We start from the raw sequence: 15,784 nt of genomic DNA on the forward strand, positions 1-15,784 counted from the left end.
GATTTGCGCTGAAATTCGGGTCAGTTTTGTAACATGTGATAACGCAGGCTGCCAATCCAAGTAAATATCCAGCAATTTCCAGCGTTTCGTGGGCAGTTGACACTGGATTGCAAAGGCAAAACGGGTTAGTGTTCTGTTACAGACCCGGAAAACCGGGCGTTTGAGGCAGTTTGAGGCGGTATTCTCATGACCGAGATGGTGTATGGCGCCGTGACCGTGCGTCCGGGAGAGCCTATTCTTCCGAAATGGTGGCGCACCGTGGATCGTTGGTCGATGACCTGCGTTTTCGCATTATTTGGTATTGGTTTGTTACTGGGCCTCGCGGCCTCGCCGCCGCTGGCAGAAAAGAACGGTCTGGACCCGTTTCACTATGTATCGCGGCAAGCGTTCTTTGGGGCGCTGGCGCTGGGAACGATGGTGGTGGTTTCGATGATGTCGACCCATCTGGTGCGGCGTCTGGCAATTCTGGCGTTCTTTGGGGCGCTGGTGTCTTTGATGTTGCTGCCGGTCTTTGGAACGGATTTCGGCAAAGGTGCGGTGCGGTGGTATTCGCTTGGCTTTGCCTCTGTGCAACCGTCTGAGTTTCTCAAACCGGTCTTTATCGTGATATCTGCCTGGCTGATCGCTGCCAGCCAAGAGATCAACGGCCCCCCTGGCAAGATGTTTTCCTTTGCCCTGACGATGATCGTCGTGGGTTTTCTGGCGATACAGCCTGATTTCGGGCAGGCCTGTCTGGTGCTGTTTGGCTGGGGCGTTGTGTATTTTGTCGCCGGTGCGCCGATGCTTTTGCTGATCTGCATGGCTGGGGCTGTTAGTTTTGCGGGCCTTGGTGCTTATACCTATTCCGAGCATTTCGCGCGCCGTATCGATGGGTTTTTGTCCGCCGAGGTCGATCCGACAACGCAGCTTGGCTATGCCACCAACGCAATCCGCGAGGGTGGGTTTTTCGGGGTCGGTGTGGGTGAGGGGGCAGTGAAATGGTCTTTGCCGGACGCGCATACGGATTTCATTATTGCCGTTGCTGCCGAGGAATACGGTCTGGTGATGGTGCTGGCGATCATCGCGCTTTATGCCATTCTGGCTGTGCGCACGCTCTATCGTCTCACGAAGGAACGTGACCCGTTTATCCGGCTGGCTGGTACGGGTCTGATCGCCATGTTTTCGATGCAAGCCATTATCAATATGGGGGTGGCTGTCCGGCTGTTGCCTGCAAAAGGAATGACGTTGCCGTTTGTTTCAAACGGTGGATCGTCGCTGATTGCGGGCGGGATCGCGTTAGGGATGCTCTTGGCCTTTACGCGCACCTGCCCGCAGGGCGAGATCGGCGATATTCTAATCAAGCGGGGGCGCTGAGATGTCTGGGCCTCTTCTGATCATAGCCGCTGGCGGTACAGGGGGGCATATGTTCCCGGCGCAGGCTTTGGCCGAGGTGATGCTGGCCAAAGGCTGGCGGGTGAAACTGTCAACCGATGAGCGCGGATCGCGGTATACGGGCGGCTTTCCCCATACGGTCGAAATCGAAGTGCTGCCCTCTGCCACCTTTGCCCGTGGCGGGATTGTCGGTAAGTTGATTGCCCCGTTCAAGCTGGCGGGCGGTGTTGCGTCCGGATTGATGAAGATGCGCGCAGACCGGCCTGCGGTGGTTGTGGGTTTTGGTGGTTATCCGGCGTTCCCGGCAATGGCGGCTGCAACCCTAATGCGCCTGCCACGTATGCTGCATGAGCAAAACGGGGTTCTGGGGCGGGTTAACCAGTTTTTTGCCAAGCGCGTTGACGCGGTGGCCTGCGGCACATGGCCCACGGAACTGCCTGACAGCGTGGATGGCATATTTACGGGCAACCCGGTGCGCAACACCGTTCTGGACCGGCAAGGTGCGCCTTATATTCCGCCCGGTGATTACCCTATGGGCCTATTGGTGATGGGCGGGTCTCAGGGTGCGCGGATATTATCCCAGATTGTTCCGGCGGCGATTGCAAGCCTGCCTGACGCGGTGCGTGGCAATCTGCGTGTCGCCCACCAAGCACGGGCTGAGGACATAGAGGATGTTACGGCGACATATGCCGCAGCAGGTGTCACTGCCGAGGTGGAGCCGTTCTTTCAGGATGTCCCACGACGGTTGTCTGAAGCACAGTTAGTGATTTCGCGGGCGGGGGCCTCTTCGGTGGCGGATATCAGTGTGATTGGGCGACCAGCCATTTTTATTCCATACGCGGCTGCAACAGCTGACCACCAGACGGCCAATGCAAAAGGCCTTGTCGAGGCAGACGCCGCGATCCTGATTCCAGAAAGTAAGCTGACGCAGGAAGCTTTGGTTGAGAATATACTCGCAATTTTCGACAATCCGGACGCGGCCACAAAGATGGCTAATGCCGCACTTGCTGCCGGCAGGCCTGACGCAACGGAACGGCTGGTCGAATTGGTCGAAATCCTCAATGAGAAGAACGCATGAGCGCTGCAACAAAACTGCCCCTTGAACTTGGTGCGATCCATTTTGTCGGTATCGGCGGCATTGGTATGTCCGGCATTGCTGAGGTTCTGTTGAACCACGGCTATAAGGTGCAAGGGTCTGACCTGAAAGCGTCGAAAATCACGGATCGGCTAAAGGGCCTTGGTGCTGTGATCTTTGAAGGGCAGAGCGCGGAAAATCTTGAGAATGCAGATGTCGTGGTGATTTCCAGCGCTATCAAATCAGGCAACCCTGAACTTGACGCAGCTAGAACCATGGGCTTGCCGGTCGTGCGCCGGGCGGAAATGCTGGCCGAGCTGATGCGGCTGAAGTCGAATATCGCGGTTGCGGGCACCCACGGCAAAACGACAACCACGACAATGGTTGCCGCATTGCTGGATGGGGGCGGGATTGACCCGACCGTTATCAATGGCGGGATCATCCATGCCTATGGCTCAAATGCGCGGGTGGGGCAGGGCGAATGGATGGTGGTCGAGGCCGATGAAAGCGACGGCACGTTCAACCGCCTGCCTGCGACAATCGCGATTGTGACCAATATCGACCCCGAACATATGGAGCACTGGGACAGTTTTGAGAACTTGCAGCAAGGGTTTCTGGATTTCGTCTCCAACATTCCGTTCTACGGGCTGGCTGTCTGCTGCACCGATGACCCGGATGTGCAGGTGCTGGTGGGCAAGATCACAGATCGCCGGGTCGTGACCTTTGGCTTTAATGCGCAGGCTGATGTGCGGGCGGTCAATCTGAGCTATAAGAACGGCGTCGCGCATTTTGATATTGCGTTGCAAAATGACGGGATGGTCATCGAAGGGTGCACCCTACCTATGCCCGGTGATCACAACGTCTCCAATGCCTTGTCCGCCGTAGCCATTGCCCGGCATCTGGGGATGAAGGCGGCAGAAATCAAAGCAGCGCTTGCGGCGTTTGGCGGTGTCAATCGCCGCTTTACCAAAGTGGGTGAGGTCAACGGTGTGACCATCATTGATGATTATGGCCATCACCCGGTTGAGATCGCCGCCGTTCTGAAAGCCGCGCGGCAGGCAACCGAGGGGCGGGTGATCGCCATCCACCAACCCCATCGATACACACGCCTGCATGATCTGTTCGAGGATTTTTGCAGTTGTTTCAATGATGCGGATGTCGTCGGCATTGCAGATGTGTTCTCGGCCGGGGAAGACCCGATCAAAGGTGCCTCGCGCGATGATCTGGTGGCGGGGCTTGTCCGCCATGGCCATCGCCATGCGCGTGCGGTGACGGGCGAGGATGATCTGGAACGACTGGTGCGTGAGCAAGCGAAAGACGGTGATATGGTTGTCTGCCTTGGGGCAGGCACAATCAGCGGTTGGGCAAATGGATTGGCCGAGAGGTTGTCGAAATGAAGATATACACCATGCGCAGGGGGCAAGGGTGAGTTGGTCGGTCCTTCTTTCTATCCTGTGGGCGCTGTTGGCGACCGGCGTGGCGTTATTGCCCATGCGGTATCAATACAAACCCGGATTGTGCCTGTTACTGCTGGCGCCGATCCTGATCATCTTTATCTGGTATCAGCACGGGGTCTGGTTTGCCTTACTTGCCCTTGCGGCTTTTGTGTCGATGTTCCGTAACCCATTGAAGTACCTGTACCGAGTCGCGCGAGAGCGCAAGGAGACCCCGAAATGAGCCTGTCTTTGGTCTTAGCCTTTGTCTGGATGATCGTCGCAAATGTGACCGCGATGTTTCCGTCCAAACACTATCACTGGCCTGCAGCTTATGTGCTGATTGCGGTCGGTATTCCTCTGTTGGGATGGGTTACTTATGAAAATGGCCCCTGGATAGGTCTGTTCTGTCTGGCCGCAGGCGTGTCTATCTTACGCTGGCCGGTCCGCTATTTGGGGCGGTGGGTCAAACGCAAGATTGTAGAGCCTGAGAAGGGCCCGGCCGAGTGATGCGATGCATCGATATGGTGTATTGATGAAATCTCTACCATCTGTAAAGGGCGCTCTGACCCCCGACCGCCCTCTCGCTGACTTGACATGGCTTCGGGTTGGCGGGCCTGCAGATTACCTGTTTCAACCTGCAGATCATGATGATCTGGCGCAGTTTCTGAAGGCGCTGGACCTCGATATACCGGTATTTCCGATGGGGGTCGGCTCGAACCTGATTGTCCGGGATGGGGGGCTGCGTGCTGCGGTGGTCCGGCTTGGCCGGGGATTCAACGGTATCACAGTTGAAGGCACGCGGGTGACATGTGGAGCTGCGGCTTTGGATGCACATGTGGCGCGCAAGGCAGCAGATGCGGGGGTAGATCTGACATTTCTGCGAACCATTCCCGGTGCCATTGGCGGGGCGGTGCGGATGAATGCCGGGTGTTACGGGTCTTACGTGGCCGATGTGTTTGTTGAGGCGACTGTCATCACCCGCGCGGGCGAGGTTGTAACGTTTGGCCCGGATGACCTGAATTTCCGCTACAGGCAAAGTGATTTGCCAGAGGGTGCGGTGATTGTGGAAGCGGTGTTTGAGGCATCGACTGGCGCCCCTGAAGCTTTGCGCAGAAAGATGGAAGATCAGCTTGCTAAGCGTAATGCGACACAGCCAACAAAGGATCGCAGTGCCGGAAGCACCTTTCGCAACCCTGTTGGATATAGCTCAACGGGCCGGGCGGATGACAATCATGACCTTAAGGCATGGAAGGTGATCGAAGATGCCGGTTTGCGTGGTGCCACATTGGGTGGCGCGCAGATGAGCGAGAAACATCCAAATTTTCTGATAAACACCGGGCAAGCCACCGCTGCCGATTTAGAGGATTTGGGTGAGCTGGTGCGGAAAAAGGTTTTCAAAAACAGTGGAATACAGTTAGAATGGGAAGTGCTTCGGATAGGTGATAGGCCAATCAAAAGCTAAACACAAGATGTAGGGGCCGCAAAGGCTCCACACACAATAACAAGGGTCGCAAAAGGCCCGAGCAGGCACATGAGGCGGGTATGTCGAGCAGGACATCCGTGAAAGTGGCGGTATTGATGGGCGGGCCCTCGGCAGAGCGCGAGGTGTCTCTTTCGTCTGGGCGTGATTGCGCCGCTGCTTTGCGGGAAGAAGGTTTTGAAGTGGCGGAGCTGGATGCAGGTCCGGATGTCGCTGTGCGCCTGATCGAAATTGCCCCTGATGTTGTGTTCAATGCGCTCCATGGTCGCTGGGGCGAAGATGGCTGTGTGCAAGGCATACTGGAATGGCTGCGCCTTCCCTACACCCATTCCGGCGTTTTGGCCTCGGCTTTGGCGATGGACAAAGAGCGCACGAAAGCGGTGTATCGCAGCGTTGACTTGCCAGTGGTTGACAGCCTGCTGGCCCCAAAGGCTGAGGTTATGACACGCCATCTGATGGCCCCACCTTATGTGGTAAAACCTTACAATGAAGGGTCTTCTGTCGGGGTCTATCTGGTGCATGAGGATGCCAATGGTCCGCCCAAGCTGGCCGAGACTATGCCAGAGACGGTGATGGTTGAAGCCTTTGCACCGGGGCGCGAACTGACAACAACTGTCATTGGCGACCGCGCCTTGACGGTAACAGATATTCTGACCGATGGTTGGTACGACTATGATGCGAAATACGCCGAGGGCGGGTCGCGTCATGTGGTCCCGGCGAAAATTCCTGCGGATATTCACGATCTCTGTCTCGAATATGCTCTGCGTGCGCATCAGGTGCTGGGCTGTCGGGGTGTTTCCCGCACAGATTTTCGCTGGGACGAAGGGAAAGGGGCAGACGGTCTGATCCTTCTGGAGACGAATACCCAACCGGGGATGACACCAACATCGTTGACGCCAGAGCAGGCGAAGGTCTGCGGTATGTCCATGGGTGCATTGTGTCGTTGGGTCGTGGAGGACGCGTCATGCAACCGATGAAACGCGATCCGGCACCAAGCCGTGTGGCCTACCGCATTCAGCGGTTGTGGTTGACGCCGATTTTCCGTGTCGGCCTGCGCGTGGGTTTGCCGGTGGCAACGGTTATCGTGCTTATTGGCCTCTATTTCTCGGATGAGGGGCGTCGCGACAGCCTGAATGTGCAATTTGCAGAACTTCGCAGATCGGTTGAGGAGCGCCCTGAATTCATGGTGAAGATCATGGCAATTGACGGCGCGTCCAAGGATCTTGCGGGTGATATCCGGGAAGTCTTGCCAGTTGATCTGCCTATAAGCTCGTTCGATCTTGACCTCGAAGCCCTGCGTATCGAGGTCGAAAAGCTGGATGCGGTGGCGCGGGCTGATATTCGCGTCCGCTCAGGCGGCGTGTTGGCGGTTCGTGTGACGGAACGTGTGCCTGCCGTTGTCTGGCGCGGGCCGGACGGATTGACGTTGCTTGATGAAGCGGGGCACCGGGTAGTGAATATTGCCGCGCGTGCTGACCGTTCTGATTTGCTGTTGATCACAGGTCTGGGGGCTGATGGCGTTGTGCCCGAAGCGTTGCGTCTGCTGAGCCGGGCCGAACCGATTGGCGAACGCATTCTGGGCCTTGTGCGTATGGGTGAACGCCGCTGGGACATCGTGCTGGATCGCAACCAGCGTATCCTGTTGCCCGAGACCGAGCCGGAACAGGCGCTGGACCGGGTGATTGCTTTGAATGACGCCCAAGGCTTGCTCAGCCGTGATGTCACCCGGATCGATATTCGCAACGGAAAACGCCCCACACTGCAACTGTCTCCGCACGCGATGACTGAGCTGCGCGTGTCTCAGGGAATTGAAATCAAGAAGAAGGACAACCAGGAATGACCGACCTCTACCAGTCCCAACGCGCCATGAGAAACAAGCGGCAAGCAGCTTTGCATCGTGGGGTCATTGCTGTGCTGGATGTTGGGACGTCGAAAATTGCCTGCCTTGTGCTGCGCTTTGATGGGCCTGAGCGGTTCCGCGATAGTGACGGGATTGGATCCTTGGCCGGGCAATCGTCATTCCGCGTGATCGGGGCTGCAACAACGCGGTCTCGTGGGGTTCGCTTTGGCGAGATTGACGCAATGCATGAGACCGAACGTGCTATTCGAACTGCCGTACAGGCAGCGCAGAAAATGGCGAATGTGCGGGTGGATCACGTGATTGCCTGTTTTGCAGGGGCCAAGCCCCGGTCCTATGGTCTTGCCGGGACGGTTGATCTGCATGATGGGACGGTCACTGATAATTGCGTTGCGCGGGTTCTGAGCTCTTGTGATTTGCCGGATTACGGGGCTGATCGGGAAATTCTTCATGCGCAGCCGGTGAATTTCGCGGTGGATCATCGCACGGGTCTGGGCGATCCGCGGGGGCAGGCTGGCAATGCGATGTCGGTTGATATGCACATGCTAAGCGTGGACCGCGCACCCATCGAAAACCTGTTATATTGCATTAAAAGATGTGATCTGGAACTGGCCGGGATTGCGTCCTCAGCCTATTCGGCGGGGATTGCATCGCTGGTCGAAGACGAGCAAGAGCTGGGCGCGGCCTGCATCGATCTGGGTGGCGGGTCTACTGGAATTTCGATCTTTATCAAAAAGCATATGATCTATGCCGACACAGTGCGCATGGGTGGGGATCATGTGACCTCGGATATTTCGCAAGGCTTGCAGGTGCCAATGCCGACAGCGGAACGGATCAAGACATTCTATGGCGGGCTTGTGGCGACGGGGATGGATGATCGTGAGCGGATCGATCTGAGTTCTGACACGGGCGATTGGGAACATGATCGCCGGACTGTCAGCCGTGCCGAGGTGATCGGCGTGATGCGTCCGCGGATGGAGGAAATTCTGGAAGAGGTTCGCGTGCGCCTTGATGCCGCCGGGTTCGAGCATTTGCCGGGACAACGCATTGTGTTGACAGGGGGCGCAAGCCAATTGCCGGGACTCGACGGGTTGGCGACGAAAATTCTGGGTCAGCAGGTTCGCCTTGGCAGACCTTTGCGAGTGCAAGGCTTGCCGCAATCGGTGACAGGCCCGTCTTTTGCAAGCGCGGTTGGCACCTGTTTGTTTGCAGCGCACCCGCAGGATGAATGGTGGGATTTCGACATTCCCGTTGATAGCTACCCGGCGCGATCACTGAAACGGGCCGTTAAATGGTTCAAAGACAATTGGTAGGGTTTCGAAAATTTGGATGACCTCGAAATTCCGATGTGCTAACAAGAGGTGTAACGCCCAAAGAGGCGAAATGGCAGGCTGAGCAGTCGCCATAAATTGAGAGCTTCAAGGCCAGATCGATCTGGATTCGGCCTGAATGACAGCGAGAAGCCGCTGCACGTTCCGGATGATTTCCGAGAGCGAGATTTTCTGCATTTTGTGCCTATGCAGCGAGTTTCTGCTAGATTTGCAGGTATGCGCGAAATACCGCCGAAGCGGAAAATAAAATAGCCATATTTTGTGCAAACACTGTGTTTTTTGCGTGACGCCGCCCGGAAGTGTCGGTAAGGTTTCAGGCTAAGAGGCATAATTATAAGGGCCGAAACTGGCCCACTCCGAAACGGAACAGACAGGCGGACATACTCATGACACTCAATCTTCGGATGCCCGAACAGGCAGAACTGAAACCACGTATCACAGTCTTCGGCGTCGGTGGCGCTGGTGGAAACGCGGTCAACAATATGATCGAGAAAGAACTCGACGGGGTCGAGTTTGTGGTGGCCAATACAGACGCGCAGGCCCTGCAACAATCGCAATCCAGCGCGAAGATACAGATGGGTGTAAAAGTCACGGAAGGTCTTGGGGCAGGTGCGCGCCCAAGTGTCGGGGCCGCCGCCGCTGAAGAAACGATTGAGGAAATTGTCGATCACCTTGCAGGCGCACATATGTGCTTTATCACCGCCGGTATGGGGGGCGGGACCGGAACGGGTGCCGCGCCAATTATCGCGCAAGCTGCACGGGAACTGGGTGTTCTGACCGTTGGTGTCGTGACCAAGCCTTTCCAGTTTGAGGGCGGCAAGCGGATGCAACAGGCCGAAGACGGTGTCGAGTCGCTGCAAAAGGTCGTTGATACGCTGATCATCATTCCGAACCAGAACCTGTTCCGTCTGGCCAATGAAAAGACCACCTTTACCGAGGCGTTTTCGATGGCTGATGATGTGTTGTATCAAGGCGTCAAGGGCGTGACCGATCTGATGGTCCGGCCCGGTCTGATCAATCTCGACTTTGCCGATGTGCGCGCCGTTATGGACGAGATGGGCAAAGCGATGATGGGTACTGGTGAAAGCGATGGTGAAGACCGCGCTGTTCAGGCCGCCGAGAAGGCCATTGCGAACCCGCTGCTGGACGAGATCTCGTTGCGCGGTGCAAAAGGCGTTCTGATCAATATCACCGGCAGCCATGATCTGACACTATTCGAACTGGACGAAGCCGCGAACCGTATCCGCGAGGAAGTGGACCCAGAAGCGAATATCATCGTCGGGTCTACTCTCGATACATCGATGGAAGGTTATATGCGCGTCAGCGTCGTGGCGACAGGTATCGATGCCAGCGAAGAGGCCGCTGAAATGGAAGTGCCGCGTCGCAGTCTGGCGACACCTTTGACCCAGCCCGAACGCAAGCCGGAACCTGAAGTCGAGACGCCTGCGACTGCTATAGTTGAAACACCTGCTGTTGCGGCATCTGTAACGCCTGCACCAGCGGCTCCACAATCTGCAGCGCCTGAACCATCCTTGTTTGCAGAACTGGAAACGCCTGCGGCAGCTCCGACACCAGAGCCTGTGTCAGAAGACGGGTTGCCTATGCCGGTGTATCAGCACCAGCAACCTGAAGAGATTGCGCCACAGCCAGAACCGATCCAAGAGGTCCATCCCTCTTTCGTGTCTCAGCATCAGCAACGCGCGCCTGCAGGCACGCCAACGCCAGAGGCATTGCAGCGGCTGCGCGCAGCTGTGAACAAGACGCCCGGTCATCAGCAGCCAGAGCCTGCTCATGCGTCTCATGAGGCGGCTGAAGGGCATGTTGAAAAACCACGGTTCGGGATCAACTCCCTTATCAATCGCATGACAGGTCATGGGCATGAAGGCATGGCGTCTGAGCCGCAACAGGTTGCCCGCAGACACCCCCCAGTGACGTCCTATGATCCGGACCCGGTTGCCGATCCTGAGCAGGAGAAAATCGAGATACCTGCCTTCCTGCGGCGTCAAGCCAACTGAATCGACGTTACGTCATAAGTTTGAAAAGGCCGGCAATGCCGGCCTTTTTCTTTTGAAATCAATACTTTAAACGGTATTGCAACATTGTTTCAAACGGTCATAAAGAGTGAATTGTGACAAGGGCTCTGTAACCCTAGATTATGCCACAGATTATGGCGTTTAAACAAAGCGTTCCATATGGCAATCGTTTGGGAAAACAGTTTCCCTTTAGGAGCAGTAGGTGCAGGCGACACTAAAATCAAAAGCCACGTTCAGTGGCGTTGGTCTTCACTCGGGTGTAACGACCGCGATGAAGGTGCTTCCGGCACCGGCCGGGCATGGGATATGGTTCCGCCGCACGGATATAGTGGGCTGTGATCAGATGATCCCGGCGCTTTACGACCATGTTGCTGAGAAACCGCTTTGCACCCGCCTGATAAACGATGACGGCGTCGAGATTTTGACGGTTGAACATATCATGGCAGCCTTGGCCGGCTGTGGTATCCACAATGCGGTTGTTGAGGTGAATGGCCCTGAAATACCTATTATGGATGGCTGCTCTGCTGGATTTGTAAAAGCTTTCATTGCATGCGGGATCGAGGTTCAGAACGCGCCGCTCTATGCAATTGAAGTTTTGTCACCTGTTATGGTCGAAGATAATGGCGCAGTTGCCATGATGACCCCGGCAGGCGCGCTTGAGATCGATTTTCGGATCGATTTTGACGACAAGGTAATCGGTCGACAGGCAAAACATCTTCACATGGGCAATGGTGCCTTCGTTCGGGAATTGAGCGATAGCCGCACGTTCTGCCGTAAAGCTGATATCGATGCGATGCACGCACAGGGGCTGGCCCTGGGCGGCACTTATGAGAACGCTGTTGTTGTAGATGGCGATACTGTTCTGAGCCCCGGTGGCCTGCGTCACAAGGATGAAGCCGTGCGCCACAAGATGCTGGATGCCTTGGGTGATCTGGCACTGGCTGGCATGCCTATTCTCGGCTGTTACACAGGGCAGCGGGCTGGTCATGCGATGACCAATCGGTTGCTGCGTAAATTGTTTGCAACGCCAGGGTCTTACCGACTGGTTAAATGCTCGGCCAAGCAAGCACGGCATCTGCCGGGCGTTGGTGTGAAATTGACCGATGTGCCGTTGGCGGCCTAAGACGTTCACATCCGCTTTAAAGACGTTTTGCCCCGCGAAAAGATGTGCTAGACCGCGATGGATTGGCCGATTTCTCTAATCAGAAACGGCGGGGAATATGGGGTTTGCGGTTGATGTCGCGCAGTGGGTCTTATGTAAGCAAAATAGCTGTGATTGTTTGTCTCTTTGGCCTGTCAGCCTGTGGCGGCGGTGGCGGCTTGTTTGGTGGGGGCGCAACCCGCGATGTGTCGGTTGAGAACCTTGGGCCGGAACAAATCTATCAAAAGGCAGAGTTTGAGCTTGAAGGCGGCGATCCGGAAGAAGCGGTGCGCTTTTTCAACGAGGTTGAGCGGCTATACCCCTATTCCGAGTGGGCGAAACGTGCCTTGATAATGTCGGCTTTTGCCTATCATGCAGATCAGAAATACGAGGAATCGCGCGCGGCTGCGCAACGGTATCTGGACTTTTACCCGGCAGATGAAGACGCGGCGTATGCACAATATCTGTTGGCACTCAGCTACTATGATCAGATCGATCAGGTTGGCCGCGATCAGGGTCTGACCTTTCAGGCCTTGCAAGCTTTGCGCGCTGTAATTGAACGCTATCCTGACAGCGAATATGCCAACTCCTCGATCCTGAAATTTGATCTGGCATTCGATCATCTGGCGGGCAAAGAGATGGAGATCGGGCGGTATTACCTCAAGCGCGGTCACTATACGGCGGCGATCAACCGGTTCCGTGTTGTGGTGGAAGAATTCCAGACAACGACACATACGGCTGAGGCATTGCACCGTTTGACCGAAAGCTACCTGTCGCTGGGCCTGACCGATGAGGCGCAGACAGCGGCGGCAATCCTTGGCTATAACTATCAATCTTCGGAATTTTATCAGGACAGCTTCAACCTGCTGAAAGGTCGTGGGTTGGCCCCGGACGCGCGCGGCACCGGATGGCTACGGGATGTGTACCGGCAGATGATCAGGGGACAGTGGCTATAAGGGTGAAACCCGTGCAGGCGGCAAGGGGTGTAAATGCTGCGCAGTCTTGATATCCGCGATATGCTGATCATCGACCGGCTGAGCCTTGAATTTCAGCCGGGTTTGAATGTTCTGACCGGGGAAACCGGGGCAGGTAAATCTATCTTACTGGATTCGCTGGGCTTTGTTTTGGGCTGGCGTGGTCGGGCCGAACTGGTGCGTCAGGGGGCCGAGCGTGGCGAAGTCACGGCGGCGTTTGATCTGCCCGCTGGGCACGATGCCATTGCCGTTCTGGAAGAGGCTGGGTTTGATCCCGAGGGTGAGCTGATCCTGCGTCGAGTGAATTACCCCGACGGGCGCAAGCAGGCTTATGTCAATGATCGTCGTGCGTCGGGCGAGGTGTTGCGGGCCTTATCCGAGACGTTGGTTGAGCTGCACGGGCAACATGATGATCGGGGACTATTGAACCCGCGCGTGCACCGGCAATTGCTGGATGCCTATGCGCGTGTTGATTTGGACACGGTTCGGTTGGCTTGGCGAGAGGTTTCTTCGGCGCGCAAAGCGCTAAAGGCGGCAGAAGACCGACTGGAAGAGGCGCGCAAGGACGAGGAATTCCTGCGTCATGCCGTAGCAGAACTGGACGTGCTTGATCCGCAACCGGGACAAGAGGAACAATTGGACACGCAACGCCGCCTGATGCAAGCGGGGGAGCGTATTCGTGAAGACATTGGCAAGGCATTGCAGGCACTTGGGTCAAACGGCGCAGAAGGTAATCTGGGCGATGCCGCCCGTTGGCTTGATGGTGTGGCAGACAAGGCCGAAGGCCAACTTGATGAGCCGTTGGCTGGGTTAGAGCGCGCAATGACAGAGCTGGGTGAGGCTGCGCAAGGGGTTGAGACCTGTCTGGACGCGCTGTCGTTTGATCCGCGTGAACTGGAAGCCGTGGAAGAACGGCTGTTCGCAATACGCGGTCTGGCGCGCAAGCATAATGTGCTGGCCAATGATCTGGCCGGGCTTGCAGATGAATTGCGGGCGCGCCTGGCGGCAGTAGATGGCGGTGAGGCAGAAATCGCGGGGCTTAGCGCTGCGCTGAACGACGCTAAGGCGGAGTATCAGGTGGCCGCAGAGGCGGTTCGGACCAAACGAGTGAAGGCCGCGAAATTGCTGGACAAAGCCATGGCGGCAGAGCTTGCGCCGCTCAAGATGGAACGCGCGATATTCAGCACCGAGATGACAGAGGAACAGGCGGGTCCCGACGGATGCGACGCGGTGGCCTTTACGGTGGCGACAAACCCCGGTGCGCCATCGGGGCCTTTGAACAAGATTGCTTCGGGCGGGGAATTGTCGCGCTTTCTGTTGGCTCTGAAGGTTTGCCTGACCGGGCAGGCCTCTGGGGTGACAATGATCTTCGATGAAATTGACCGGGGCGTGGGCGGGGCAACAGCGGATGCGGTTGGACGTCGCTTAGCGGCGCTGGCCGAAGGCGCGCAGGTCTTGGTCGTAACCCATTCGCCGCAGGTCGCAGCCCTTGGGGGGCATCACTGGCGCGTGGAAAAACAAGTGCGCAAAGATGAGACGTTTTCAACTGTGACGCCTCTGGACACAAAGGCCCGCGTCGACGAAATTGCCCGTATGGTGTCGGGAGACAAGATCACCGACGCGGCCCGAGAAGCCGCAAAGGCGTTGCTGGGCACGCCATAAGTGCTGTATTAATTCACCCGTACCACCTTACCGGGATTCAGGATGTTTTTCGGGTCCATCGTGCGTTTCAGGTCGGCCATGACGCCCCAGGCCTCGCCATGTTCGCGGTGCATGTAATCTAGTTTGCCCATGCCGACGCCATGCTCACCAGTCACAGTGCCGCCCAGATCAAGGGCCCGGTTGACCATGCGGTCTGACAGGGATTTAGCCTCTTCCAATTCGGCCTTGCTGCCCGGGTCAACCAGCAGAATAGCGTGGAAGTTACCGTCGCCCACATGGCCCAGAATTGGGCCAGGGATATTGGAAGTGGCGATATCGGCGCGGGTTTCTTCTACGGCTTGGGCCAGTTTCGAGATCGGCACGCACAGATCCGTAACCAGCGCCGTGGCCCCCTTGCGCGAGGCCAGAATGGCGTAATAAGCATCGTGCCGCATTTTCCATAGGGCAGAGCGATCCTCGGTCCGGGTGGCCCATTTGAAGCCAGAGCCGCCCATCTCGGATACCAGTTCCCCAAAGCGTTCGGCCTGTTCCTGAACACCAGCATCTGATCCGTGGAATTCTACCATCAAATGAGCTTTTTCCGGCATACACGCCTCTGCATAGGCATTGAACGCGGCGGCCGTCGCAGTATCGACGAATTCGATCCTAGCCAGCGGCAGACCCATCTGGATCGTCATGATAACAGTCTGCACGGCGGCCTCGATATTCTCAAAGGCGCAAATGGCGGCAGAGGTTGCCTCGGGGATACCTTGCAATTTCAGTGTTAGCTCGGTGATCAGACCCAATGTACCTTCAGAGCCGACAAACAGATGGGTCAGATCATATCCGGCAGAGGATTTACGCGCGCGAGACCCGGTGCGGATGATGCGGCCATCGGCCAGCACAACCTCAAGCGCCAGAACATTGTCTGCCATAGTGCCATACCGCACGGCGGTCGTACCGCTGGCCCGTGTGGCTGCCATCCCGCCAAGGGCGGCGTTCGCGCCGGGATCGATCGGGAAGAACAGGCCAGTTGCGCGCAAATGATCATTCAGAGCAACGCGGGTCAGTCCCGGCTGGATGACAACATCCATATCCTCTTGGTTGATCGCCAGAACCTTGTCCATGCGCGAAAAATCTACTGTGACGCCGCCACGGATAGCAAGGCTATGCCCTTCAAGGGATGTCCCTGTACCCCATGGGATCACGGGGCAATCATGAGCCGCGCAGATGCGCACGATCTGGCTAACTTCGTCCGTTGTTTCCGGATAAGCGACTGCGTCAGGTGGTGCGGGCGTGAAATAGGTCTCGGACCGGCCATGAATGTCACGATCTGACTTGGAGGTCGTGAGCCTTTCGCCTAGAACAGAAGAGAGTTCTGTAATCGCATCCGCAATGGTCATGGCTGTGTCCCCGGATCGGTTTGGTGTTAAAGTAAGTTAAG

General features: G+C 56.7%; 14 protein-coding genes. 13 read left to right on the forward strand and 1 reads right to left on the reverse strand.

The window, feature by feature from the left end; genetic code table 11:
• The first annotated feature begins 186 nt into the window (after positions 1-186).
• The 13 genes from ACZ1HF_RS00365 (at position 187) to recN (ending at position 14,361) form a co-directional block, all read left to right on the forward strand.
• Positions 187-1,353 (forward strand): peptidoglycan glycosyltransferase FtsW, encoded by a 1,167-nt coding sequence (locus tag ACZ1HF_RS00365; RefSeq protein WP_472655648.1) that lies wholly within the window; start codon positions 187-189, stop codon positions 1,351-1,353.
• Between the two features lies 1 nt (position 1,354).
• Positions 1,355-2,449 carry an undecaprenyldiphospho-muramoylpentapeptide beta-N-acetylglucosaminyltransferase gene (gene murG, locus ACZ1HF_RS00370; RefSeq protein WP_472655649.1) on the forward strand — a complete coding sequence of 365 codons (1,095 nt, stop codon included), beginning with the start codon at positions 1,355-1,357 and terminating at the stop codon, positions 2,447-2,449.
• Positions 2,446-3,843 (forward strand): UDP-N-acetylmuramate--L-alanine ligase, encoded by a 1,398-nt coding sequence (gene murC, locus ACZ1HF_RS00375; protein ID WP_472655650.1) that lies wholly within the window; start codon positions 2,446-2,448, stop codon positions 3,841-3,843. Before murG ends, murC begins: the two co-directional genes overlap by 4 nt.
• 28 nt (positions 3,844-3,871) lie before the next feature.
• Positions 3,872-4,123 carry a DUF2484 family protein gene (locus ACZ1HF_RS00380; RefSeq protein ID WP_472655651.1) on the forward strand — a complete coding sequence of 84 codons (252 nt, stop codon included), beginning with the start codon at positions 3,872-3,874 and terminating at the stop codon, positions 4,121-4,123.
• A complete protein-coding gene (locus tag ACZ1HF_RS00385) occupies positions 4,120-4,389 on the forward strand; it encodes a DUF2484 family protein (protein WP_472655652.1) in 270 nt (89 codons plus the stop codon). Before ACZ1HF_RS00380 ends, ACZ1HF_RS00385 begins: the two co-directional genes overlap by 4 nt.
• A 25-nt stretch (positions 4,390-4,414) precedes the next feature.
• The gene (murB, locus tag ACZ1HF_RS00390) at positions 4,415-5,344 is read left to right on the forward strand and encodes a UDP-N-acetylmuramate dehydrogenase (protein WP_472655653.1); all 930 of its coding nucleotides are present in this window, start codon (positions 4,415-4,417) and stop codon (positions 5,342-5,344) included.
• 80 nt (positions 5,345-5,424) lie between these two features.
• A complete protein-coding gene (locus ACZ1HF_RS00395) occupies positions 5,425-6,339 on the forward strand; it encodes a D-alanine--D-alanine ligase (RefSeq protein WP_472655654.1) in 915 nt (304 codons plus the stop codon).
• On the forward strand, positions 6,327-7,202 hold the full coding sequence (locus ACZ1HF_RS00400) for a cell division protein FtsQ/DivIB (RefSeq protein WP_472655655.1): 876 nt from the start codon (positions 6,327-6,329) through the stop codon (positions 7,200-7,202). The genes ACZ1HF_RS00395 and ACZ1HF_RS00400 overlap by 13 nt, the downstream gene beginning before the upstream one ends.
• Entirely contained in the window at positions 7,199-8,533 is a 1,335-nt protein-coding gene (gene ftsA, locus ACZ1HF_RS00405) for a cell division protein FtsA (protein WP_472655656.1), read from the forward strand. Before ACZ1HF_RS00400 ends, ftsA begins: the two co-directional genes overlap by 4 nt.
• 404 nt (positions 8,534-8,937) lie before the next feature.
• Positions 8,938-10,566 (forward strand): cell division protein FtsZ, encoded by a 1,629-nt coding sequence (gene ftsZ / locus ACZ1HF_RS00410; protein ID WP_472655657.1) that lies wholly within the window; start codon positions 8,938-8,940, stop codon positions 10,564-10,566.
• 220 nt (positions 10,567-10,786) lie between these two features.
• The gene (gene lpxC / locus ACZ1HF_RS00415) at positions 10,787-11,707 is read left to right on the forward strand and encodes a UDP-3-O-acyl-N-acetylglucosamine deacetylase (protein ID WP_472655658.1); all 921 of its coding nucleotides are present in this window, start codon (positions 10,787-10,789) and stop codon (positions 11,705-11,707) included.
• A 113-nt stretch (positions 11,708-11,820) separates the two neighbouring features.
• On the forward strand, positions 11,821-12,681 hold the full coding sequence (locus tag ACZ1HF_RS00420) for an outer membrane protein assembly factor BamD (protein WP_472655659.1): 861 nt from the start codon (positions 11,821-11,823) through the stop codon (positions 12,679-12,681).
• A 33-nt stretch (positions 12,682-12,714) separates the two neighbouring features.
• Complete coding sequence (recN, locus tag ACZ1HF_RS00425; protein WP_472655660.1) at positions 12,715-14,361, forward strand: DNA repair protein RecN; 1,647 nt, start codon at positions 12,715-12,717, stop codon at positions 14,359-14,361.
• 8 nt (positions 14,362-14,369) lie between these two features.
• Here recN and ACZ1HF_RS00430 read toward each other — a convergent pair whose 3' ends face one another.
• Positions 14,370-15,743, reverse strand: a complete 1,374-nt coding sequence (locus tag ACZ1HF_RS00430; RefSeq protein WP_472655661.1) for an FAD-binding oxidoreductase — start codon at positions 15,741-15,743, stop codon at positions 14,370-14,372.
• Positions 15,744-15,784: the final 41 nt, after the last annotated feature.

It is taken from the genome of Litoreibacter sp. GN1-5, assembly GCF_055693805.1.